The following is a 21,403-nucleotide window of genomic DNA, read 5'->3' as shown; positions in this document are numbered from 1 at the left end:
GGGCATGGGTCTTTGGACCTGAAACGGCGGCTTTGATCTAATCGGTGAGGACACGTTGCAGGCCGGCGCCTGCAAGCCAGGAGCGGTGCAGCATGAGTTCGATGACGATTGGACCAATCGCAAGCCAGGCTGCCGATCCATCCGAGCGCAGCGCGCTGCTGTTCTGGATGATCTTCACCGGGCTGTCGATCTTCGCTGTCGTGCTGCTGTGGCGCTTCGGCCTGATTCACCTGATGCTGACCTCGGATCGCACCTACATTTCAGCGGTGATCGCGGCGCTCTACGTCCTCACCTGCGGCCACTGCTTCCTGCGGACCCGGGCCATCGCGCGGGAAGGGGCGGCGACGCGGCGCTGCCGCGCGGTGCTGTCGGCAGCGGGCGGCAGCAAGGCGCTCGATGCGAGCGCCGTGGCGCTGCCGCGCGGTCTGGTGCGCGACCACATCGAAAGCCTGGTGACCAAGGCCGCGGCGCAGGATTACCGGCCGGTCGACCAGACGCTGCTGCTACGTAATCTCGCCGATCGCTTGCGCGGCTCCAACGGGTTCGGCGCCTTCGTCTCCGATACGCTGATGAAGCTCGGTCTGCTCGGCACCATCATCGGCTTCATCATCATGCTGGCGCCGATCGCGGGGCTGGACGCCGCCGACAAGGTCGCGATGCGCTCCTCGATGGGCTTGATGAGCGACGGCATGGCGATCGCGATGTACACGACGCTGGCCGGCCTTGTCGGCTCGATCCTGATCCGCATCCAGTACTACATGCTCGACGCCGCGACCCAGCGGGTGTTCTCGGACGCGGTGGTGCTGACCGAGACCTATGTGACGCCGGTGCTGGAGCGCAAGGGTTCGGGAACGCCGTCATGATGGATGATTTCGGTCTCTATCCGCGCGAGGAGCCGTTCGACCCGCTGGGCGTGATGCTGTTCAAGGCGCTCCAGGTGATCGCCTTCCTGTTCTTCCTGGCGCTGCTGGCGGTCTCCCCCGACGCCAAGGACGGCAAGATCGATTCCAAGGCGGAGTTCATGATCACGCTGGACTGGCCGGACAACCACCCCGACGATCTCGACCTGTTCGTGCAGGATCCCGCCGGCAACATCGCCTGGTATCGCCACCGCGAGGCCGGCTTCCTCACGCTCGACCGCGACGACCGCGGCGGGGCCAACAATTTCATCATCGTCAACGGCAAGAAGATCGCCTCGCCGATCCGCGAGGAGATCGTCACCGTGCGTGGCATCCTCGCCGGCGAGTACGTCGTGAACGTCTCGCATTTCGTCGCCACCACCGGCGAGCCTGTGACGGCCGGTGTGAAGGTGCAGAAGCTCAATCCCACCGCGCAGGTGATCTTCGACAACAAGTTCACGCTCGACCACACCGGCGACGAGAAGACCGCGGTCCGATTCCGGATCGATGCGGAAGGCAAGGTCGTCGATGTCGATCAGCGGCCGAAATCGCTGTTGGAGACGTTCCGCAGCAGCTGGCGCAACGGCGGCGATCTCGATGCCAGGACCGGTGTGAGCAGGAACGCTACGAGGGTACGCCGTGAGTAACCTGCAAACGGTCATCCTGACGCTATCGGTCACGTATGCCGTCATCGGCGCGCTGCTGCTGGTCGTTCTGGTCTATGCGCGGCTGCACTGGTCGCTGAAGGCGGTCGCCGTGGTCGTGACCAGCACCTTCTACATCGTCAGCTTCACCGAAATGCGCGGCCTGCTCGGTTGGGCCAGCACGGAGCGGCTGCCGACCACCTTCAAGCTGCTGAAGGCCCGCATCGTCGAGCCGCATTCGCTTGAGGGCGATCCCGGCTCGATCTATCTCTGGGTCGAGGCGCTGGACGAGGACAATCGCCCGAGCGGCATCCCGCGCGCTTTTCGTGTGCCGTACAATGACCGGCTGGCCGACAAGACCCACGCCGCCGAGAACGAGATCGCGGCCGGACATCCGCAAGGAGGGCGCGCGGCGGATTTCGGCGGCGGCGACGGCAGCCTGATCGACTTGGTTCGAGAATATGTGACGCCGAAGACCATCCTGGAGACCAGCGGCGGCGATTCCTCGACCGGCGAGTTCACTGCGCCGCCGGCCGGTGCCCAGGACGCGGTGTTCACGCCGATTCCGCCGCCCCGGATGCCGCCCAAGGACGAGCAATAGGCCCATCACCATCACCGCAGAGCAGCGCTGGCAAACGGCCCAGTGCTGGCGCATCCTGTTGACCTCCCTCAATTTGGCCTCATCGGCCCCGAATAAGAATTTGAGGGGTGGAGGGTGCGTGCTTCTCGCTGTCTTCTCGGATATCCATGGCAACAGGCAGGCGTTCGAGGCCTGCCTGAAGATCGCGCGTGCGAAGGGCGCGGAGGGCTTCGTCCTGCTCGGCGACCTCGTCGGCTATGGCGCCGATCCGGAATGGGTGGTGGACACCGCGATGGAGCTGGTCGCGCAGGGCGCCGTCGCGGTGCGCGGCAATCATGACCAGGCGATCAATTCCACCGCCGAGACGATGAACGCCGAGGCGCAGATCGCAATCGAATGGACCCGCGGCCGCCTCGACACGGCGCAGCGGCGGTTTCTGGCCGAACTGCCGATGCAGGTGGAGGACGATGGCCGCCTGTTCGTGCATGCGGAAGCCTCGCATCCCCAGCGCTGGCACTATGTCCGCTCGACCGTGGACGCCGCCAAGAGCCTGATTGCGACACGGGCTCACGTCACCTTTTGCGGCCACATCCACAGGCCGGCGCTCTATTCGATGTCGGTGACGGCGAAGATGACGAGCTTCGTGCCGAAGTCCGACGTCCCCGTGCAGCTCCTGCGCGGACGGCAATGGCTCGCCGTGCTAGGTTCAGTCGGCCAGCCCCGCGACGGCGATCCGTCGGCGGCCTTCGCACTGTTCGACACCGAGTCGTGCCAGATCACCTATTGCCGCGCGCCCTATGACGTCGAGACCGCAGCGAGCAGGATCCGCGACAACGGCCTGCCGGCTTGGCTTGCCGACCGCTTGTTGCAGGGGCGCTGACGGATGCCCAAACCCCTGGTCAAGTCAGGCGCGGAGATCGACGGTTTTACGATCGGCGAATGCGTTCATGCCGGCGGCATGGCGACGCTGTGGACCGTCACCCATCCCGGCATCGACGTGCCCTTGCTGATGAAGATCCCGCGGGTGTCGGAGGGCGAAGACGCCGCCGCGATCGTTTCCTTCGAGATGGAGATGATGATCCTGCCGCGGCTCGCGGGGCCGCACGTGCCGGCCTGCTTCGGCACCGGCGATTTCGCCCGCCAAGCCTATGTCGTGATCGAACGCATTCCAGGTGCCACGCTGTACAAGCGGCTCCCCGACCTGCCGCTGCCCTATGACGAGGCGCGGCAGCTCGTCGCCAGGATCGCCACGGCGCTTGCGGATCTGCACCGGCAGAACGTGATCCACCACGACATCAAGCCGAGCAGCATCATGGTCCGCGAGAGCGGCGAGGCGGTGCTGATCGACTACGGCCTGTCGCATCACAACCACCTGCCGGACCTGTTGCAGGAGGAATTCCGCCTGCCTTACGGCACCGCGCCCTATATGGCACCCGAGCGGCTGCTCGGGGTGCGCGACGATCCGCGCAGCGATGTGTTTTCGCTCGGCGTGCTGCTCTATTTCTTCACCACCGGCGAGCGGCCGTTCGGCGAGGGCGAGACGCTGCGGGCGATGCGGCGCCGGCTGTGGCGCGATCCGCATCCGCCGCGGAAGCTTCGTGCGGATTATCCGCCCTGGCTTCAGGAGGTGGTGTTGCGCTGTCTGGAGATCGAGCCGGTGTGGCGCTATCCGACTGCGGCCCAGCTTGCCTTCGATCTCGCTTATCCGGACCAGGTCAAGCTCACCGCGCGCTCGGAGCGGGTGAAGCGCGATTCCCTCGGCATCGTCTGGCGCCGGCGCTTCAACCAGGGCGCAATGGTGCCGCGCGCGAAATCGGATGTCGCAGCCCAGATCGCATCGAGCCCGATCCTCGCCGTTGCGCTCGACACGGCGGAGGGCGCTCCGGAGCTGAACGAGGCGCTGCGCGTGACCACCCAGCGCATCCTCGCCACCTTGCCCTCGGCGCGGCTTGCCTGCGTCAACGTGCTCAAGCTGAACCGGATTGCGATCGATCGGACGTTGGACGAGCAGGGCTCCAACAAGCATATCGATCGTCTGGTCGCGCTCAGGCATTGGGCAACGCCGCTCAAGCTGGACGAGAGCCGGCTGTCGGCTCATGTGCTGGAGGCGGTCGATCCCGCCGCCGCGATCCTGGAGTTTGCCAAGGCCAACCAGGTCGACCACGTCATCATCGGCGCGCGACAGAGCTCGTTCCGGCGCATGCTGCTCGGCAGCGTGTCGGCCAAGGTGGCCTCGGAGGCGAGCTGCACCGTCACCGTGGTGCGGCCGCCGCGATTGGCGGGGGACGGCGGCGGGCCGGATGCCGGCGAAGGTTAGGCCGGCCGGGGCGATTTGCGGGCCGGATCAGGCCGCGTGGACGGCAAATGCGCGCTTGCGGCGGATCGGCCAGGAGAATTGCGGTCCCGGCTCGCCGTGATCGGCGCTGCCGCCGAAATACTGGATGATCTCGCGGCAGGGCTCGCAATTGAACAGGTTACGCGACGCGGACGCCTTTGTCATTTCCTTCAGGCAGTTCGGGCAATGCGGTTTCATGGGCGGTCCGGAAAAGAGGTCTTAGTGTCGGCGCGGCGAGCCGGGCGAACGGAGGTCGAGGTCCGAATTGTCGAGCCCGGCATCGTCGTCCAGCGTGCCATCGCCGCGCTCGAGGCGGCCGAAGAAATAATCGAGGCTCGGATGCGGGCGCCGTGGAATCCGGCACCGGCGCTTCGGCTGACGCCTCACGAGTGCGATCTGCATGGACGTCAGCCCCTGGTGCGGTCGCGACGGATGTTGCGGGCCGGACGTGCCGGGGCCTCGACCGGTCCGGCCGAGGGACCGAACACCACAAACGCACTGAAACCAATCCACAACGCCACGCCAGTCCAAACCAGGGTCGTCGTCATGATGTGCTCCCGCGAAACAGGCAGGAATCACTTGCAGTGATTTGCGCGAATCAGGGAAGTCCGGATGAGTACGGACCAAGGCTACAATTTTAAGCTTGCGCCTTGCAGAACCCGTGGAAGCCGCAGTTCTTCCCGCGTGCGACCGACGTACTTTGCCGGTGCGCGCATGATCGAGGATATCCCGGATGCGCCTTGCGTCTCGAACACAGCGAAACCCATAGCGCCCGGTGTAGTCGGTATCGGGCGAACGGGTCGAGCGCCCTGACGCAAAGTTCAGGTGGCCGACGCCGCCGCCGATGTCGAGGATTTCGAACACTTCATCCATGGCGTCGAACGAAGTAGCGGTCACGCTGCGTCTGCTCCAGGCCGTGCGCACGATCAGCGCGCGGCGGTCGGTGATCACATAAAGCGTCTGCAGGTCTTGCAGCAGCATCACGAACGGAGCTGCAATCATCCCAACTCCAATCATTGCCAGAGGTTGGGTCGCTTGGTCGATCGAATCGTTGCTGACGGCGATGACGGTCAGCAACAACCAGGGAAATCCGATCCACCAGAGAAATCGCCACATTGTCGCGTTGGCGATGGCGTCGGGCTGCCCCTGCCAGACCACTTGCTCTCCATCATGAAGGGACTCGGCGAGAAGACGAAGCAGGCCGGCAGTAAACGGAGTGGCGCGGAGTTTATCCATTCCACTTGGTCGTAGCGGCCGCGGCTCCGGTTCGGATAGCGATGGTCTCAGATCGCCTCGCCGCGTGCCCCAAGTGCCGCGTTGCGGATCGCGGCGATGTTGGTCTTGTAGGCCTCCTGCGTGCCGCCTTTGAACACCGAGGTGCCCGCGACGAAAGCGTTGGCGCCGGCCGCGGCGAGCGCACCCGCGACATCGGGGCCGACGCCGCCGTCGACCTCGATGTCGATCGGGCGGCCCGCAACCATCGCGCGGATGTCCCGGATCTTGTTGATCGCGGAGGGGATGAAGGCCTGGCCGCCGAAGCCGGGATTGACCGACATCACCAGCACGAGGTCGACGAGGTCGAGAACGTATTCGAGCGCGCTGATCGGCGTCGCCGGATTGAGCGAGACGCCGGCCTTCTTGCCGAGCGCGCGGATCGCCTGGAGCGAGCGGTGCAAATGGGGACCTGCCTCCGCGTGCACGGTGACGTGGTCGCAGCCGGCCTTCGCGAAGGCCTCGAGATAGGGATCGCAGGGCGAGATCATCAGATGCGCGTCGAAGATCTTCTTGGTGTGCGGGCGCATCGCCCTGATGACGTCAGGGCCGTAGGAGATGTTCGGAACGAAGTGCCCGTCCATCACGTCGAGATGGATCCAGTCGGCGCCCGCGGCGTCGACGCTGCGCACCTCCTCGCCGAGCTTGGAGAAGTCCGAGGCCAGGATCGAGGGCGCGATGGCCAGGGGGCGGGGGGCGAAAGCTTGGGTCATGGCGCGTTTTCCCGGGGGCGTACGGACGACGAATGGCCTCGCCTAACATGGGCCCTTGTGCCGGGCAATGCAGGAGGGCGGGCTTCCTGTGGGCGGAAATTTCTGCCGCCGGCGGCATGAATTGCCGATGTTCCCGCGGCCTGCACGACCCGACGGATGCGGAATTCGTTGAGATTTTCGCGATGGCACGGCGCTTGCTGACTTGAGCCGCAGAACATTGGTCGCGGCATGCCGCATCCTGTTGGAGTTGTGCAATGTTGTTCGCCCTTGGTGCGGTATCGAGCGCGCTCGACGCGATCCAGTCGCTGACAAACGCGAAATCGTCGTCGGCGGCGCACAAGACCGGCTCCTCGCAGAGCGCGCCGACCAATCCGTTCGCAATCGACAGCGGCAGCAGCAGCACGACCGGCGCGACCTCGTCGGTCAATGCAGGTAAATATCCGCAGATCTCGGCGGAGACGATGAATGCGCTGTTCGCGGCGCAGGGCCAGTCGGCCAACGGCACATCCTCGTCGTCGAAGGGCCGGGAGGCTGCGCTGAAGGATCTGTTCTCGCAGATCGACGCTGACGCCGACGGCAAGATCACCAAGTCCGAGTTCGAGGACGCGCTCGGCGCGGGCGGCACCAACCTGGCCCAGGCCGACGACGTGTTCTCGAAGATGGACGCGAATGCGGATGGCAGCGTCAATCTCGGCGAGATGACGAAGGCGCTGAGGGGCGGTCACGGCCGTGATCACGCGGAAGGCGCGGGCGATGGCTCGGATTCCTCGTCGCAATCCAGCCGCGGCTCGACGTCGACCACGACGACCAATGCCGACGGCTCGACCACCACCATCGTCACCTATGCCGACGGCTTCAAGATGTCGACCACGGTGCCGGGCGCCGCCGGCTCGTCGAATGCGAAAAGTGGCGGCAATTCGCCTTATGATTGGTTCGGGCAGATGATGCAGCGCCAGGCGCAGGCCACTGCGGGATCAGCAGCTTCATCGATGTCGATCAGCGTGTGAGCGCGTCCCGAAGTTACCCGGCAAGTTCGTGCGTGATGTCACGACAGGCATAGCGGTCGCGGATCTCGCGATTGAAGAACGTTCCTTTTGCGCGCGCATCCCTGAACGCAGCAGCGATCTCGGGCGGAACATCCTCATAGACATAGAGGCGCCCGCTGACGAACGTCACCTTCAGTTCGCGTCTCTCTGGCGCATAGCGAAAAAAGCGGATCACGGAAGAGGGCATGGCCGCACACCTTGTCCGCCGGGTAACGCTTGGGTGACGGTTTCGTTTCTAGCCGAACCGGTCCTTCCAAGCCGCCTGCGCGCCCGGAAACGGTAGGGCCGTCGCGCTGTAGACGCCGCGGGCGATCGCGCGGGCGACCACGTTGGCGGCGATCGTGCCGAGCTCGGTGAGGCCAACCAGCGGCTCGATCGGCGTTTCGCAGGTGGCGGCGGCGAACAGCACGTCGCCGTCGGTCGGCGCATGCACCGGATAGATCGCGCGGGCGAAGCCGGTATGCGCGATCATCGCCAGCCGCTTGGCCTGGGGCTTGGTCAGCGCCGCGTTGGTCACGACGGCGCCGATGGTGGTGTTCTCGCGCGCGCTCGCGGCAGGACCGCCCTTGATGCGCATGCGGAGCATGTCCTCGGTGAACTTGTCCGGCAGGCCGCGTCCACCGAATTCGCCGTCCACTTCGAACGGCGCCGCCCAGAACCACGGGCCATTGCCGACGGTGACGCTGCCCACGGCGTTGACGGCGACGATCGCCGCGACCTTGATTCCGCTCGGCGTCACGGCCGATGCCGAGCCAAGCCCGCCCTTGAACGTCGCGGTGGTGGCGCCGAAGCCGGCGCCGGCGCTGCCAAGCGCGAAATCCGCGGTGGTGGCGGCAGTCGCCGCGGCATAGCCGAGGTCGCGATACGGCGAGAAGCGTCCCCAGGCCTTGTCGCCGCCATTGAGCAGGTCGAACAGGATCGCCCCCGGCACGATCGGGATCAGCGCTTCGCGAACCCGGTGGCCGCGGCCCTGCTCGGCGAGCCAGGCCTGCACGCCGCCGCCGGTGTCGAGGCCGAAGGCCGAGCCGCCCGACAGCGCGATAGCGTCGACGCGCTCGACCGTGTTGGCGAGATCGAGCAGTGCATCCTCGCGCGTGCCGGGGCCGCCGCCGCGCACGTCGATCGCGGCGATCGCAGGAGAATCGAAGATGATCGCGGTCGCGCCGGAACCGACTTTCGGATCTTCGGCGTGGCCGACCCGGACGCCGGCGATATCGGTGAGAAGGTTCTTCAAGGCGGCCTCGTGTTTGAGAATTCACGATCTGCGATAGCGCAGCAATGCCGCAGGCTCAACCGGCGAGCGCGGTCCTCAGCATCTTGGCGAGCTCGGACTTGCGGTAGGGCTTGGCCAGCAGCAGCACGCCGGAATCGAGCCGGCCGTGATGGACGATGGCGTTCTCGGTGTAGCCCGAGGTGAACAGCGTCTTCAGGTCGGGGCGGCGCTTGTGGGCTTCGTCGGCCAGCTGGCGGCCATTCATGTTGCCGGGCATGATGATGTCGGTGAACAGCAGGTCGATGGTCTCGTCGCTGTCGATGATATTGAGCGCCTCGGCGCCGTTGGCGGCCTCGAGCGCGGTATAGCCGAGGCTCTTGACCTGCGTCACGACATACTGCCGCACCAAGGCATCGTCCTCGACGATCAGGATCTTCTCGTTACCGCCGGTGATTGGCGCATTCTGGAGCGATTCGAACTCGGTCTCCTGCACACCGGTCGAGCGCGGCAGGTAGATCTTCACGCTCGTGCCGTGGCCTTCCTCACTGTAGATCTTGATGTGCCCGCCCGATTGCTTGACGAAGCCAAACACCATGCTGAGGCCGAGGCCAGTGCCCTTGCCAACCTCCTTGGTCGTGAAGAAGGGATCGAACACCCGGTCGATCAGCTCGGCAGGAATTCCGGTGCCGGTGTCGCTGACCGCGATCATGACGTAATTGCCGGCAACGACGTCGGGGTTCATGCTGGCATAGCCGTCGTCGAGGAAGATGTTGCGCGTCTCCAGCACCAGGGTACCGCCCTCGGGCATGGCGTCGCGCGCGTTCAGTGCGAGATTGAGGATCGCGGTGGAGAGCTGGCCCGGGTCGACCAGTGTCGGCCAGGCATCCTCGGTGAGCTGCGGCATGATGGTGATCTGCTCGCCGAGCGTCGGATGCAAGAGCTTGGCGGCTTCGAGCGCCAGTGCGTTGACGTCGATCTCGCGCGGCTGCAGCGGCTGCTTGCGGGCGAAGGCGAGCAGGTGCTTGGTCAGCTGCGCGCCGCGCTCGGCGGCGTCGTCGATCAGCTTGGTGATCGCGGCAAGATCGGGCCGGTCGGCGACCGCGTCGCTGAGAATGCCGATCGTGCCCGTGATCACGGTCAGCACGTTGTTGAAGTCGTGGGCGACGCCGCCGGTCAATTGGCCGATCGAGTCCATTTTCTGGACCTGCCGGAGCTGGGCTTCGGCGGCCTGCTTGTCGGTGAGGTCGCGGCCGATGAAGAAGTGGCGTTTCACCGGCTCGGACCAGGTGCCCATCCAGTTCAGCGTGACCTCGTGACCGTCGTAATGGTAGTAGCGCGCCTCGAAGCTGCGCTTGACCGCGCCGCGACGGGCCGCGCGCATCTCGCTCCGCGTCTTCTCGAGATCGTCGGGATGGATGAACTCGATCGCGCTGTGCCCGACCATGTCCTCGGGGCTGTAGCCGAGAATGTTCTGCACGCTCGGGCTGACCTGGACGAAATTGCCGTAGCCGTCGGTGACCAGGATCAGGTCCTGCGATGTCTCGAAAATCCGCTGGCGTTCCTCGGTCTCGCGGCGCAGCTTCTCTCTAGCCTGCTTTTCTTCCGTGATGTCGTGGGCGATCTTGGAAGCGCCGATGATCTCTCCATCGTCGGTCCGCAGCGGCGAGACGTTCAGGACGACGTCGAGCGGGCGGCCGTCTTTGCGGATTCGGACCGTCTCGTGCTGGGCGATCGATTCATTGCTGGCGATCTGGTTGAGGGTGCTTCTGATCTCGCCCTTGCGATCCGGCGGCACGATGATGTCGATCGGCTTGCCGACGGCCTCGGCGGCGGAGTAGCCGAATAGGTTTTCGGCGGCCTTGTTCCAGCTGGTGATGATGCCGTCGAGCGACTTGGTGATGATCGCGTCATTGGAGGATTCGACCACGGCGCCGTACAGCGCGAGGCGCTTGCCGAAATAGTCGCGTTGCGAGGCCGATTGCTGGCGCAGCTTTCCGACGAGGCCCACTGTATGCGCCTGGAGGCGGACATTCTCGATCAGAAGCACCGCGAGCACGAAGGTCGCCGCGGCGAGGCCGTAGAGCCGGCCGGCATAGAATCCGAGATCGAAGCGCGCGACGTTGACGATCGCCGACAGGGCGATGTCGAACAGCCAGGCGCACATGACCACCATGAGCCAGATGTCGATTACCGTATGCGGCCTGCGGAACCAGAGCGAGACCAGCGCGGCAAAGCTCAGCGACCACACGAAGGACACGACGCCGATCATGGTCGCCGTGTAGCGGCCCTCGCTCAACAGGACCGGCAACAGATCGTGCTGCGCGGTGACGATCCAGGCGAAGACCGCCATCGCGGCGACGACGCCGAGCCCGCAGGCATAAATCGCGGTGCTTACCGCGCCGCGGATCCGGGGCCCACCGTCTTTCTCCTTCAGCCAGGCATATGCCATCACGCAGAGCGGAAAGCCGGCGTGCCAGATCATGTAGAGCCACACCGTGGTCTGTCGGCCCGCGCCCAGGAGTCCGGTCGGGGTGAACAGCCCTGGGAAGGTGAGGGCATGAACCAGCGCCGCCGCGGCGGTGAAGAGATAGCCGCTGGCGAGCCACAGCAGCGCGCGGGTGCGCAGGATCGCAAATTGCGACAGCAGCAGCACTGCCGTGACGATGTCGCTCACGGCCAGCGCGGATTGATAGCTGGCGACGAAGGCTGGCACCGGCAGGAGCGGGGTACCGGCGAAGGGCACGGCTGCGGCGAACAGGAGCGAGGACACACCGACAATCGTCAATGCTGCAGTGCGGTCGGCCGACGTGGCCGGCAGGGTCGACAGAAATGTGCTTCGGTCGATCGGCGCAGGCACGTCCATTTCGCGCGAGTCGATGGGCTTGAGCATCTCCGCTAGTCTCATTCGCCGACAGTCCGTTCATCGTAGCGGGTTCTGGGCGCAGGTGGTCACGGAACCGGTTTACGACTCAACCGAGGGTTACAGCTTACCTAATTTCGGTGAGAGCACGGAACAGGGATTGGTAAGGGGCACTTTACTGGGCGGTGTCATAATGCCCTGCCGCTGCGGCCGGTTCCAGGCTTGAAACAGGCGATTTTGATTTCGAGATCGGGAGTTTGCCCCCATGCCCCGCGTTCTCATCATCGACGACCAGAAGGACGTCCGCGCGATGGTGGCGATCGTGCTTCGGGTCAACCATTTCGAGGTCGTGGAGGCCGAAAGCGGCGCGTCGGGGCTGAAGGCCTTTACGGAAGGGCGCTTTGACGCGGCGATTGTGGACATCTTCCTCGGTGATACCGGCGGCGTCGACGTCATCACCGCCTTGCGCGAACGCGCGCCGGCGCTGCCGGTGATTGCGGTATCCGGGATGACGGCACTCGATTTCATGGACCAATCGCCCCACCTCGCCAACGTGGTCGGCCTGCAAAAGCCGTTTCGGCCGAACGATCTGCTGCAGGCCCTACGGAAGGCCCAGGCCGCGGCCGGCGACGAGATTTCGGCCGCGGTCTGACCGGCAAAAGAACGCCCCGGCAAGCCGGGGCGTGGTCGCGATGGCGGGAGCCTTCGGGGGATCGCTGATCGGGATCCCCGAAGAGCATTCTCGATCAAGAGCCCTTGGCGCCGAGTTCGGCGTAATTGCCCTTGGCGTCCCACTTGTAGACGACATAGTCGATCTGCTTGAGGTCGCCCTTGGCGTCAATTTCGATCGGGCCGAGCACCGTGTCCCACTTGCCGGCCTTGATGGTCTCCATGACCTTCTTGGCGTCGGTGGTGCCGGCCTTCTTGACCGCCTGCGTCCAGACCTGCAGCGCAGCGTAGGTATAGAGCGTATAGCCTTCCGGATCGATGCCCTTGGCCTTGAACGCCTCGACGATCTTCTTCGCGGTCGGCTTGTTGCGCGGGTCGGGACCGAAGGTGAACAGCGTGCCTTCGCCGGCGGGACCGGTGATGGAGGCGTACTCCTTGTCGGCGAGCGCGTCGCCCGACATCAGGACCGTCTTCATGCCCTGATCGCGCATCTGGCGGAGGATGAGGCCGGCTTCCTGATGGTAACCGCCGACATAGACGAGCTCGACATTGTCCTTCTTCAGGCGCGAGACGATCGCGTTGAAGTCCTTGTCGCCCTTGTTGTAGGATTCGTACATCTTCTCGGTGATGCCGGCCTTGTTGAGCGCCTTCTTGGTCTCGTCGGCAAGACCCTTGCCGTAAGTGGTCTTGTCGTTGAGGATCGCGATGTTCTTGCCCTTGTAGTTCTTGGCGATGTACTGCGCGGCGATCAGGCCCTGCTGGTCGTCGCGGCCGCAGACTCGCGCCACGTTCCACAGCTTGCGCTCGGTGAAGAGCGGGTTGGTCGAAGCCGGGGTGATTTGCAGGACGTTGCCGTCCGCATAGGCTTCAGAGGCCGGGATCGAAGACGACGAGCAGAAATGGCCGGCGACGAACGGGATCTTGGCGCCGGCGATCTTTTCCGCGATCGAGCGGGCCTGTTTCGGATCGCAGGCGTCGTCCTCGGCGTTGAGCGCGAGCTTCTTGCCGTTGACGCCACCGGCGGCGTTGATGTCGGCGACGGCCATCTCGGCGCCGTTCTTCATCTGGCGGCCGAAGGCGGACTCGCCGCCGGTCATCGGGCCTGCGACTGCGACGGTGACATCCTGCGCGAATGCCGCGCTCGATAGCGCGAGCGATGCGCCGAATGCCAGACCGATGAGCTTCAGTGATTTCATGAGATACCTCGCGGGTGGTCGCCTGTGGAAGTTGCCGGGCATGCCCGGTTCAAACCGGCGCCATTCTTGAATGAATTCGAGGAGAAGTCACCGGCAAAATACGGGCATACGCCAAGATATCTAGCCGCATTCTCGCGCAGGGCGGGGCCGGTCAGTGCCGGCCGCCTTCCAGATAAGCGGCGCGGATTTCGGGGCGCTGCAGCAATTCGGCGCCGCTGCCGGCCAGCGTGATCAGGCCGTTGACCATGACATAGCCGCGATGGGCCAGCTTGAGGGCGTGGTTGGCGTTCTGCTCGACGATCAGCACGGTCAGGCCGTCCTGCCGGTTCAGCGTGCGGATGGCGTCGAAAATCTGCCGCGCGATCAGCGGGGCGAGCCCCAGCGAGGGTTCATCGAGCAGGAGCAGGCGAGGGCGGCTCATCAAGGCGCGGCCGATGGCCAGCATCTGCTGCTCGCCGCCGGACAGGGTTCCGCCGCGCTGGGCGAAACGTTCCTTCAGGCGGGGAAACAGGGCGAACACGCGCTCGAGTGTGCTCTCCCGTTCCGCCGGCGTGCTCTCGGTGACGTCGGCCCCCATCTGGAGGTTCTCGGCGACGCTCATGCGCGGGAAGATGCGGCGGCCTTCGGGCGACTGCGCGATGCGCAAATGGGCGATCTCGTGGGTCGGGACGGCCGTGATGTCCTTGCCCTCGTACAGGATCTGCCCGGCGCGGGCGCGCGGCTTGCCGAAGATCGTCATCATCAGCGTCGACTTGCCGGCGCCGTTGGCGCCGATCAGCGCCACGATCTCGCCGGAATTGATGTCGACGTCGACGCCCTTCAAGGCCTCGATCTTGCCGTAGGCCGCGCGCAGGCCCCGGATCGCGAGCAGGGGGGATGCCGCCGTCACGATCCGCTCTCCATGACGGCCATGGCCTCTTCCTCGTCGGCGCCGAGATAGGCGGCGATCACCTTGGGATCGTCGCGCACCTCGCGCGGCGTGCCTTGTGCGATCTTCACCCCGTGATCCATCACCACGATGTGGTCGGAGATCTCCATCACCACCGACATGTCATGCTCGATCAGGAGGATCGACGTTCCCAGGTCGTTGCGGATCGAAAGCAGGAGCTCGTTCAACGCGGCGCTCTCTCGCGCATTGAGGCCGGCAGCCGGTTCGTCAAGGCACAGCAGTGCGGGCTCGGTGCACATCGCGCGCGCGATCTCGAGGCGGCGCTGATCGCCATAGGCGAGATTGCCGGCCGCGTCGTCGGCGCGGTCCAGCAGGTTGACCCGCTTCAGCCAGTCGGAGGCGAGATCAATCGCGCGCTTTTCTGCGTCGCGATAGGCGGGCGCGCCGACAAGGCCGAGCAAGGTGAAGCCCGAGGCGCGCATCAGCATGTTGTGCTGCGCCACCATCAGGTTTTCGAGCACGGTCATCCCGGGAAACAGGCGGATGTTCTGGAACGTGCGCGCGACCTTGGCCTGTTTGGCGATACAGAAGTCGTTGAGCCGCTGGAGCGCGATTTCCTTGCCGTCATCGTGGGTGAGGCGGATGGCGCCGCCGGTCGGCTTGTAGAAGCCGGTGATGCAGTTGAACACCGTGGTCTTGCCGGCGCCGTTCGGCCCGATCAGCGCGGTGATCTTCTTCCGCTCGGCGGCGAACGAGAGATCCTGCACGGCGACGATGCCGCCGAAGCGCATCGTCAGCCGGTCGACGCTGAGGATCTTGTCGCCGCTCATCCGTGTCCTTCCTTGACGAGGTCGGAGGAGATGGCCTGCGCCTTCTTCAGATAAACGGTCGGCGCGCGATGGCCGACCAGGCCGCGTGGCCGCCAGATCATGATCAGCACCATGGCCCAGCCGAACACCAGCATACGATAGGTCTCGAGGCCGCGGAACAGCTCGAAGCCGCCGATCATCGCCAGCGCGGCGAGCGCGACGCCCAGCTGCGAGCCCATGCCGCCGAGCACGACGATGGCGAGCACCAGCGCCGATTCCTGGAAGGTAAAGGATTCCGGGCTGATGAAGCCTTGGCGGGTGGCGAAGAACGCACCGGCGAAGCCGCCGAACATGGCGCCGGTCGCAAATGCCGTGAGCTTGGTCGTCGTGGTGTTGATGCCGAGCGCGCGGCAGGCGACCTCGTCCTCGCGCAAGGCTTCCCAGGCACGCCCGATCGGCAGCCGGCGCAGGCGGATCGTCGCCCAATTGGTGAGCAGCGCCAGCGCCAGGATCAGATAGAACAGGAAGACGATACGGTGGGTCGCCGAGTACTCGATGCCGAGCTTGTTGGCCAGCCCATCGTCAGTGTTGCTCAGCGGAATGCCGAACAGGGTCGGACGCGGAATACCGGACACGCCGTTCGGTCCCCCGGTCAGATCCTGCCAGTTGATCAGGACGAGGCGGATGATCTCGCCGAAGGCGAGCGTCACGATGGCGAGGTAGTCGCCGCGCAGGCGCAGCACGGGGAACCCGAGCAGCACGCCCCAGAATGCGGCGAGGATGCCGGCGAGCGGCAGGCAAATCCAGAACGACCAGCCGAAATTGGTGGCGAGCAGCGCGTAGGAATAGGCGCCGACGGCATAGAACGCGACGTAGCCGAGATCGAGCAGGCCGGCGAGCCCGACCACGACGTTGAGGCCCCAGCCGAGCATCACATAAGTGAGCACGAGAATGGCGAGGTCGAGGATGTAGCGCTGGTTATAGAAGATCACGGGCACCAGCAGCGTGAAGATCAGCAGCGCGGGCGCAAGGTAGCGGCCGACCAGCGACACGCCCTTCTGCAACGCTGGCGGCACCAGCTGCTCGGTGCCGGCCGGGCCGATCCATTGCCTGAGCAGCTCGATCACGATCGAGCCGCCGAACACCGCGGCGACGAGGGAGGCGAGCTCGCCGAATCGCGTCCAATAGGTGAGCTGGCCGTCGGAGCCCGCCTCGGTGCGGACGCCCACCATCAGCGAGAACAGCACCAGCGCGATCACTGCGTTGATGAAGGCGGTCTTGAGGAGAGCGGGGATGCCCGTTGCAGGTTTGGTCGTGTGGGTGGAGGGAGCTGTCACGCGCGTCAGACTTTTTCGACTTCGGGACGGCCGAGCAGGCCGGTCGGCATGAAGATCAGCACGACGATCAGGATCGAGAAAGCCGCAACGTCCTTGTACTCGACCGAGAAATAGGCCGACCAGAACGTCTCGATCAGGCCGATCGCAAGGCCGCCGAGCATGGCGCCGGGCAGCGAGCCGATGCCGCCGAGCACCGCGGCGGTGAAGGCCTTGATCCCGGCGACGAAGCCCATGAAGAAGTCGACCAGGCCATAATAGAGCAGGTACATCAGACCCGCAACGGCGGCAAGCGCCGCGCCGATCACGAAGGTCATGGAGATGGTGCGGTCGACGTTGACGCCGAGCAGCGCTGCCATGGTCTGATCCTGCTCGCAGGCGCGCATGTCGCGCCCGAGCCGGGTGTTCGACACCAGCCAGGTGAAGATCGCCAGCAGCACGATGGTGGTGATGACGACGATGATCTGGATGTTGGAAAGCTGGATGACGAAGCCGTCCGCGCTTTCATGCAGCGTATAGCCGCCGGTGATGACCGGCGGGATCGGCTTGACCCGGGCGCCTTGCGCCACTTGCGAATAATTCGTCAGCACGAAAGACATGCCGATGGCCGACAGCATCGGGGCGAGGCGGAAGGAATGGCGCAGCGGCCGGTAGGCGATGCGCTCGATGGTCCAGCCATAGAGCGCCGTGATCGCCATCGAGACCAGCAGCACCACGAGCAGGATCAGGGGAATGGCCGTGAGGCCGAGCGAGATCAGGATCAGGAAGGTGATGAGGGCGATGAAGCCGCCGATCATGAAGACGTCGCCATGGGCGAAGTTGATCATGCCGACGATGCCGTAGACCATCGTGTAGCCGATCGCGATCAGGCCGTAGATCGAGCCGAGCACGAGGCCGTTGATGAGCTGCTGGGCGAAATAATCCATAAGCTGCCGTACCCAAACTTGACGCGGCTCAAAGGGAGCTCTTGCAGAGAGTTCTTGGGCCCCGGCAGCCCTTGAGCGTTTGGGTTTTGTAACAGGAGGGAACTGGCGGCTGCAACTGGCCCGGTCTCCACCTTAAGGCTTGTACAGAGATCATTTCGGCGCCGGGTTCCCTGAGGTCCTGCGAGGAACCCGGTTCCCGAGGCAACCAAAGTGGATGCCGGCCGTTGTCTCCCCTCTGACGTCCAACAAGGGAGTTTCCCCGAATGACGAAGCAGCAGAACCAGAATCCGGGTCAGCAGAATCAGAATCCCGGCCAGCGCAATCCGCAGCAGGGTGGTGGCCAGAAACCCGGACAGCAGCAGCAGGACCCGCGCCAGGGCGATCGCCCGGGCCAGCAGCAGGGCGGCCAGCGCGACCAGGAATAGCGAGTTTGGGAGCCCAGGAGTGAGGAGAGGCCCCGCCGGAAGGCGGGGCCTTTTTTCTTGGGGCAATCGTTTGCCCGTCATTCCGGGATGGTGCGTCAGCAGCAGGCCCGGAATCTCGAGATTCTCAGATGCGCAATTGCGCACCATAGTTCGGCTCCTGCGAGCCGCCCCGGAATGACGAAAGCGGGCGGGCAGTTAAGGTAAACAAAGGGTTTAAATTGCCGCCACAGTCTGATGCGAGTTAGCTCCGGCATGGCCGCCGCCTTCCATCGAAGGCTCGGCAACCAGGCGGGAAGCGGCATGTTCAGGAATTGGCGGATCGGCTCGGTCAACGGCGCGCTGCTGGCGGCCTATTTCATTCCTGTCTGGAGCCTCATAGCCTTCAGCATCATCGTCGCGCCCGTGCGCGGCCTCTACGAGCGGCCGAGCGTCGCGGTGGCGCTGTATCTGAGCGACCATCTGCAGATGGCGGGCATGGACACGGTGCGTGCCGCCTGGCTGCTGGCGCTCGGAAGGCTGACCGTGGTGGCGTTCTTTGCGATCTACCTCGTGCTGCTCTGCATTCCCCGCACCCGCAAGGGCGGCGGCAGCGACGAGGCGCTCGGTATTGCGCTCGCGATCGGCAGCCTGATCTCCTTTGCCAGCATGGTGATGGCCTCGAAGGTCGGCGAGATGGCCGCGCTTCGGCTCCACGCCACCGAGCTCCTGATGCTGCTCGGTGCCGCCGTCGTGCTCGTGATCGAGAAGCCGGAGGCAGCGTCGAAGGCGGCCAAGGTCGCCGCGCCGCCGAATCTTCAGCCTCTAGGTCTTGAGCAGGCCGAGCTCCTGCACAATCGCTGAGGCTTCCTTGACGGCGTGGTTCGCCGCCGGCACGCCGCAATAGATCGCCTGCTGCAGCAGGATCTCCTTGATGTCGTCGGGCGTGAAGCCGCCCTCGGCCAGCGCCGCACGCACGTGCAGGCGGAATTCGTCCCATTGCCCGAGCGCGACCATGGTGCCGATCACCAGCACGCGCCGCGTGCGCTCGTCGAAATGCGGCCGCGTCCAGATCTCGCCCCAGGCGTAGCGGGTGATCAGGTCCTGGAAGTCGGTGTTGAAGGCATTGCGGTTCGCGATCGACTTGTCGACCCAGGCATTGCCCAGCACCTTGCGGCGCACATTCATGCCGGCATCGCGGCGCTTCTGGTCGTCCATTCTGTTCCTCCTCTTTCGTCATTGCGAGCGCAGCGAAGCAATCCAGAAATGTGTCCGCGGAGACGGACTGGATTGCTTCGTCGCTACGCTCCTCGCAATGACGGTTGTTGCTAGCGCTGCGTCAGGAACCCCACCACCGCATCCGTGAACGCATGCGGCTGCTCGACGTTCGAAATGTGCGCGGCGTCGATGATCGTCATGCTGGCGCCGGGAATGCTGGAGCGGATCAATTCGGCCGCCGAGATCGGCGTCGCCACGTCGTGGCGGCCGGCGATCACCAGCGTCGGGCTCTTGATTTTCGGCAGCAGCGCGCGCTGGTCGAGCGTCGACAGCGCCTCGCAGCAGGCGAGATAGCCCTCGACAGGCGAGGCGAGCAGCATCGACTTCATCTTCGCGGTGATCGCAGGCTCGCGCTCGCGGAAATCCTGGGTGAGCCAGCCCGCGATCACGGTATTGGCGACGGCGGCGATGCCGCCCTCCTTTACCGCCTTGATGCGGTTGTGCCAGTTAGTTGGATCGGGGTAGTAGCAGGACGTGTTGGCGAGGATCAGCTTGCCGAACCGTTCGGGCGCATTGGCGCCGAGCCATTGCCCGACCATGCCGCCCATCGACAGGCCGCACCAATGCACCTTCTCGATGTTGAGATCGTCGAGGATCGCGAGCACGTCGCGGCCGAACCGCTCCATCGTGTAGGGGCCAGGCGGGACGTTCGACTTGCCGTGGCCGCGGCGATCGTAGCGGATGACACGGAACACCTGCGTCAGCGCCTTCATCTGCGGCTCCCACATCTGCAGCGTGCAGCCGAGCGAGTTCGACAGCATCAAGGTCGGCCCGCCGTCGCGGCCCTCGACGGAGACGTTGAGCAGGCATCCGTCGGCATCGATCATGGGCATGCGGCGTCTCCGTTCTTAATCTTGATCGAGGTTGTCGAGCAGCCGGTCGATCAGCGCCTGTGACGTCCCTTGATAGGCCATCGGCTCGAACAATGCCGCAATTTTTTCCGGCGAAAGGTGCGCGATGACTTGCGAATCGGCCGACAGCACCTCGCGCAGATGCTTCTTCTCGGCGACGGCACGCTTGCTCGCGGCCTCGACGAGATGATGCGCGTTGCTCTTGCCGATGGCTTCGGCGAGCGCGAAGGTGACGGCCTCGGCCATGATCAAGCCATGCGTCGCATCGAGATTGCTGCGCATGCGCGCCGCATCGACCTCGAGACCCTCGGCGATGTCGACGACGGCCGCCAACGCGCCTGATGTGACCAGCATCAATTGCGGCAGCGTCGGCCATTCCGCGTGCCAGGGACCGGCACTGCGTTCGTGGTCCTGCACCTGGGCGGCGAAGATCGTCGCGGCGAGCTGCGGGGCCATGGTGGCAGCGCCCAGCGCGCTCGCGGCGGCGACCGGGTTGCGCTTGTGCGGCATGGTCGAGGAGCCGCCGCGGCCTTCGCCGGCGGGCTCGAACGCTTCGGCGACGTCGGTCTGCATCAGCAGCGAGACGTCGCGCGCGATCTTGCCGCAGCTGCCGGCGAGAATGGCGAAGCAGGATGCGGCCTCGGCGATGCGGTCGCGATGGGTATGCCAGGGCGCCTCGGGCAGCGGCAGGTCGAGCTCCTGCGCCAGCCGTTCGGCCACCGCGAGCCCGTTATCGCCGAGCGCAGCGAGCGTGCCGGCGGCGCCGCCGAATTGCAGCGCGAGGCCCTCGCGGGAGAGCCGCCGCAGGCGGCAGCGGGCTCGGGCAAGGCTCGAGGCGTATTCGGCGGCCTTCAGCCCGAACGGCATCGGCAGCGCATGCTGGAGCCAGGTCCGCGCCACCATCGGGGTGTTGCGATAGCTGCGCGCCAGCGCGGCAAAGCCCTTGATGGCACGGCTGAGGTCGGCATCCAGCGCCGCGATGCCGGCGCGAAGCATCAGCATGGTCGCGGTGTCGATGACGTCCTGGCTGGTCGCGCCCCAATGCACGTAGCGCGCGGCCTCCGCGTCATTCTTGCCAACATTGGCGGTCAGCATCTTGACGAGGGGAATCGCGAGATTGCCCGACCGCGTCGCGGCCTCGGCCAGTGCGGCCATGTCGAAGCCATCGGCCTTGCACGCCGCCTCGATCGGTCCGACTGCGGATGCGGGAATCACCGCACTGGCCGCCTCGGCCCGTGCCAAGGCTGCCTCGAAATCGAGCATGTTCTGCAAGGTCGACCGATCGTCGCAGACCACGCGCATGGCGGCGCTCGACAGCATCGGTGCGAGCAGGGGGGAGAGGGATGTGCTCATGTTGCGCGCGACCTAATCATCATGGCCCGGCCGTGCCAATCCCCCACCGCCCGCACACGTCATTTTGCAGTTGCGAATATGCATTGCACGTGACCGGGCGCCGGCCTTTTCTTTGCCGCGCCGCTGCGTTACTTG

23 protein-coding genes are annotated in these 21,403 nt (G+C 65.3%); 9 read left to right on the top strand and 14 right to left on the bottom strand.

All coding sequences use genetic code 11. The features are described from left to right. Positions 1–92: 92 nt before the first annotated feature. From I6F16_RS30860 to I6F16_RS30840, 5 genes are all read left to right on the top strand, one after another. Positions 93–863, top strand: coding sequence for a MotA/TolQ/ExbB proton channel family protein (locus tag I6F16_RS30860; protein ID WP_057029496.1), 771 nt, complete (start codon positions 93–95; stop codon positions 861–863). Next, a complete protein-coding gene (locus I6F16_RS30855) occupies positions 860–1,546 on the top strand; it encodes a hypothetical protein (RefSeq protein WP_036012886.1) in 687 nt (228 codons plus the stop codon). The genes I6F16_RS30860 and I6F16_RS30855 overlap by 4 nt, the downstream gene beginning before the upstream one ends. Beyond that, on the top strand, positions 1,539–2,144 hold the full coding sequence (locus tag I6F16_RS30850; protein WP_225174268.1) for a hypothetical protein: 606 nt from the start codon (positions 1,539–1,541) through the stop codon (positions 2,142–2,144). The genes I6F16_RS30855 and I6F16_RS30850 overlap by 8 nt, the downstream gene beginning before the upstream one ends. Positions 2,145–2,262: 118 nt before the next feature. Continuing rightward, positions 2,263–3,003 carry a metallophosphoesterase family protein gene (locus I6F16_RS30845; RefSeq protein WP_225174267.1) on the top strand — a complete coding sequence of 247 codons (741 nt, stop codon included), beginning with the start codon at positions 2,263–2,265 and terminating at the stop codon, positions 3,001–3,003. A 3-nt stretch (positions 3,004–3,006) separates the two neighbouring features. After that, positions 3,007–4,440 (top strand): bifunctional serine/threonine-protein kinase/universal stress protein, encoded by a 1,434-nt coding sequence (locus I6F16_RS30840; protein ID WP_225174266.1) that lies wholly within the window; start codon positions 3,007–3,009, stop codon positions 4,438–4,440. 27 nt (positions 4,441–4,467) lie between these two features. On the opposite strand, the gene I6F16_RS30835 is transcribed toward I6F16_RS30840, so the two are convergent. From I6F16_RS30835 to rpe, 3 genes are read right to left on the bottom strand one after another with little or no spacing between them, the layout of a single operon-like run. After that, the gene (locus tag I6F16_RS30835; RefSeq protein WP_225130793.1) at positions 4,468–4,623 is read right to left on the bottom strand and encodes a hypothetical protein; all 156 of its coding nucleotides are present in this window, start codon (positions 4,621–4,623) and stop codon (positions 4,468–4,470) included. Between the two features lie 54 nt (positions 4,624–4,677). Continuing rightward, complete coding sequence (locus I6F16_RS30830) at positions 4,678–5,694, bottom strand: hypothetical protein (RefSeq protein WP_225174265.1); 1,017 nt, start codon at positions 5,692–5,694, stop codon at positions 4,678–4,680. A gap of 47 nt (positions 5,695–5,741) precedes the next feature. Continuing rightward, the gene (gene rpe, locus I6F16_RS30825; RefSeq protein WP_036012875.1) at positions 5,742–6,443 is read right to left on the bottom strand and encodes a ribulose-phosphate 3-epimerase; all 702 of its coding nucleotides are present in this window, start codon (positions 6,441–6,443) and stop codon (positions 5,742–5,744) included. A gap of 254 nt (positions 6,444–6,697) precedes the next feature. Between rpe and I6F16_RS30820 the strand changes: the two genes are divergently transcribed. Continuing rightward, positions 6,698–7,450: an EF-hand domain-containing protein gene (locus tag I6F16_RS30820; protein ID WP_225174264.1), complete on the top strand. Its 753-nt coding sequence runs from the start codon at positions 6,698–6,700 to the stop codon at positions 7,448–7,450. Between the two features lie 13 nt (positions 7,451–7,463). On the opposite strand, the gene I6F16_RS30815 is transcribed toward I6F16_RS30820, so the two are convergent. From I6F16_RS30815 to I6F16_RS30805, 3 genes are read right to left on the bottom strand one after another with little or no spacing between them, the layout of a single operon-like run. Beyond that, positions 7,464–7,676 carry a KTSC domain-containing protein gene (locus I6F16_RS30815; RefSeq protein ID WP_036027804.1) on the bottom strand — a complete coding sequence of 71 codons (213 nt, stop codon included), beginning with the start codon at positions 7,674–7,676 and terminating at the stop codon, positions 7,464–7,466. A gap of 48 nt (positions 7,677–7,724) precedes the next feature. Next, a complete protein-coding gene (locus tag I6F16_RS30810) occupies positions 7,725–8,723 on the bottom strand; it encodes a P1 family peptidase (RefSeq protein WP_225174263.1) in 999 nt (332 codons plus the stop codon). Between the two features lie 55 nt (positions 8,724–8,778). After that, positions 8,779–11,592 (bottom strand): PAS domain S-box protein, encoded by a 2,814-nt coding sequence (locus I6F16_RS30805; RefSeq protein WP_036043571.1) that lies wholly within the window; start codon positions 11,590–11,592, stop codon positions 8,779–8,781. Positions 11,593–11,827: 235 nt separating this feature from the next. Between I6F16_RS30805 and I6F16_RS30800 the strand changes: the two genes are divergently transcribed. Next, a complete protein-coding gene (locus tag I6F16_RS30800; RefSeq protein WP_225174262.1) occupies positions 11,828–12,214 on the top strand; it encodes a response regulator in 387 nt (128 codons plus the stop codon). 94 nt (positions 12,215–12,308) lie between these two features. Here I6F16_RS30800 and I6F16_RS30795 read toward each other — a convergent pair whose 3' ends face one another. The 5 genes from I6F16_RS30795 to I6F16_RS30775 all read right to left on the bottom strand — a co-directional run bounded on the left by I6F16_RS30795 (position 12,309) and on the right by I6F16_RS30775 (position 17,385). Further along, a complete protein-coding gene (locus tag I6F16_RS30795) occupies positions 12,309–13,427 on the bottom strand; it encodes a branched-chain amino acid ABC transporter substrate-binding protein (RefSeq protein ID WP_036012868.1) in 1,119 nt (372 codons plus the stop codon). A 151-nt stretch (positions 13,428–13,578) separates the two neighbouring features. After that, entirely contained in the window at positions 13,579–14,316 is a 738-nt protein-coding gene (locus I6F16_RS30790) for an ABC transporter ATP-binding protein (RefSeq protein WP_025037253.1), read from the bottom strand. Beyond that, a complete protein-coding gene (locus tag I6F16_RS30785) occupies positions 14,313–15,146 on the bottom strand; it encodes an ATP-binding cassette domain-containing protein (RefSeq protein WP_225114384.1) in 834 nt (277 codons plus the stop codon). The genes I6F16_RS30790 and I6F16_RS30785 overlap by 4 nt, the downstream gene beginning before the upstream one ends. Continuing rightward, a complete protein-coding gene (gene livM / locus I6F16_RS30780; RefSeq protein ID WP_225114385.1) occupies positions 15,143–16,462 on the bottom strand; it encodes a high-affinity branched-chain amino acid ABC transporter permease LivM in 1,320 nt (439 codons plus the stop codon). Before livM ends, I6F16_RS30785 begins: the two co-directional genes overlap by 4 nt. 5 nt (positions 16,463–16,467) lie before the next feature. Beyond that, complete coding sequence (locus I6F16_RS30775) at positions 16,468–17,385, bottom strand: branched-chain amino acid ABC transporter permease (protein ID WP_057029507.1); 918 nt, start codon at positions 17,383–17,385, stop codon at positions 16,468–16,470. 263 nt (positions 17,386–17,648) lie between these two features. Here I6F16_RS30775 and I6F16_RS30770 point away from each other — a divergent pair, with 263 nt between their 5' ends. Both I6F16_RS30770 and I6F16_RS30765 read left to right on the top strand, forming a co-directional pair. Continuing rightward, positions 17,649–17,810, top strand: a complete 162-nt coding sequence (locus I6F16_RS30770; protein ID WP_192893160.1) for a hypothetical protein — start codon at positions 17,649–17,651, stop codon at positions 17,808–17,810. A 300-nt stretch (positions 17,811–18,110) separates the two neighbouring features. Next, entirely contained in the window at positions 18,111–18,650 is a 540-nt protein-coding gene (locus I6F16_RS30765; RefSeq protein ID WP_225114410.1) for a hypothetical protein, read from the top strand. Here the strand turns inward: I6F16_RS30765 and I6F16_RS30760 are convergent. The 3 genes from I6F16_RS30760 to I6F16_RS30750 form a co-directional block, all read right to left on the bottom strand. Then, a complete protein-coding gene (locus I6F16_RS30760; protein ID WP_024340834.1) occupies positions 18,612–19,004 on the bottom strand; it encodes a carboxymuconolactone decarboxylase family protein in 393 nt (130 codons plus the stop codon). The genes I6F16_RS30765 and I6F16_RS30760 overlap by 39 nt on opposite strands. Before the next feature lie 110 nt (positions 19,005–19,114). Further along, entirely contained in the window at positions 19,115–19,897 is a 783-nt protein-coding gene (pcaD, locus tag I6F16_RS30755) for a 3-oxoadipate enol-lactonase (RefSeq protein WP_225114386.1), read from the bottom strand. 15 nt (positions 19,898–19,912) lie between these two features. Further along, positions 19,913–21,268: a 3-carboxy-cis,cis-muconate cycloisomerase gene (locus tag I6F16_RS30750; RefSeq protein ID WP_225114387.1), complete on the bottom strand. Its 1,356-nt coding sequence runs from the start codon at positions 21,266–21,268 to the stop codon at positions 19,913–19,915. Positions 21,269–21,403 lie beyond the last annotated feature (135 nt).

This window comes from Bradyrhizobium sp. IC4060 (genome assembly GCF_020193715.1).
GTDB lineage: Bacteria > Pseudomonadota > Alphaproteobacteria > Rhizobiales > Xanthobacteraceae > Bradyrhizobium > Bradyrhizobium yuanmingense.
Note: the sequence above shows the minus strand (reverse complement) of the source record. Positions and strands in the feature narration are given on the sequence as shown.

Excerpts from the sequence above, each read along its gene's own strand:
- I6F16_RS30860 (WP_057029496.1), top strand. The coding sequence starts at position 93 with ATGAGTTCGATGACGATTGGACCAATCGCAAGCCAGGCTGCCGATCCA.
- I6F16_RS30855 (WP_036012886.1), top strand. The coding sequence starts at position 860 with ATGATGGATGATTTCGGTCTCTATCCGCGCGAGGAGCCGTTCGACCCG.
- I6F16_RS30840 (WP_225174266.1), top strand. The coding sequence starts at position 3,007 with ATGCCCAAACCCCTGGTCAAGTCAGGCGCGGAGATCGACGGTTTTACG.
- I6F16_RS30835 (WP_225130793.1), bottom strand. The coding sequence starts at position 4,623 with ATGACAAAGGCGTCCGCGTCGCGTAACCTGTTCAATTGCGAGCCCTGC.
- I6F16_RS30830 (WP_225174265.1), bottom strand. The coding sequence starts at position 5,694 with ATGGATAAACTCCGCGCCACTCCGTTTACTGCCGGCCTGCTTCGTCTT.
- rpe (WP_036012875.1), bottom strand. The coding sequence starts at position 6,443 with ATGACCCAAGCTTTCGCCCCCCGCCCCCTGGCCATCGCGCCCTCGATC.
- I6F16_RS30820 (WP_225174264.1), top strand. The coding sequence starts at position 6,698 with ATGTTGTTCGCCCTTGGTGCGGTATCGAGCGCGCTCGACGCGATCCAG.
- I6F16_RS30815 (WP_036027804.1), bottom strand. The coding sequence starts at position 7,676 with ATGCCCTCTTCCGTGATCCGCTTTTTTCGCTATGCGCCAGAGAGACGC.
- I6F16_RS30805 (WP_036043571.1), bottom strand. The coding sequence starts at position 11,592 with ATGCTCAAGCCCATCGACTCGCGCGAAATGGACGTGCCTGCGCCGATC.
- I6F16_RS30800 (WP_225174262.1), top strand. The coding sequence starts at position 11,828 with ATGCCCCGCGTTCTCATCATCGACGACCAGAAGGACGTCCGCGCGATG.
- I6F16_RS30795 (WP_036012868.1), bottom strand. The coding sequence starts at position 13,427 with ATGAAATCACTGAAGCTCATCGGTCTGGCATTCGGCGCATCGCTCGCG.
- I6F16_RS30785 (WP_225114384.1), bottom strand. The coding sequence starts at position 15,146 with ATGAGCGGCGACAAGATCCTCAGCGTCGACCGGCTGACGATGCGCTTC.
- I6F16_RS30775 (WP_057029507.1), bottom strand. The coding sequence starts at position 17,385 with ATGGATTATTTCGCCCAGCAGCTCATCAACGGCCTCGTGCTCGGCTCG.
- I6F16_RS30770 (WP_192893160.1), top strand. The coding sequence starts at position 17,649 with ATGACGAAGCAGCAGAACCAGAATCCGGGTCAGCAGAATCAGAATCCC.
- I6F16_RS30765 (WP_225114410.1), top strand. The coding sequence starts at position 18,111 with ATGTTCAGGAATTGGCGGATCGGCTCGGTCAACGGCGCGCTGCTGGCG.
- I6F16_RS30760 (WP_024340834.1), bottom strand. The coding sequence starts at position 19,004 with ATGGACGACCAGAAGCGCCGCGATGCCGGCATGAATGTGCGCCGCAAG.
- pcaD (WP_225114386.1), bottom strand. The coding sequence starts at position 19,897 with ATGCCCATGATCGATGCCGACGGATGCCTGCTCAACGTCTCCGTCGAG.
- I6F16_RS30750 (WP_225114387.1), bottom strand. The coding sequence starts at position 21,268 with ATGAGCACATCCCTCTCCCCCCTGCTCGCACCGATGCTGTCGAGCGCC.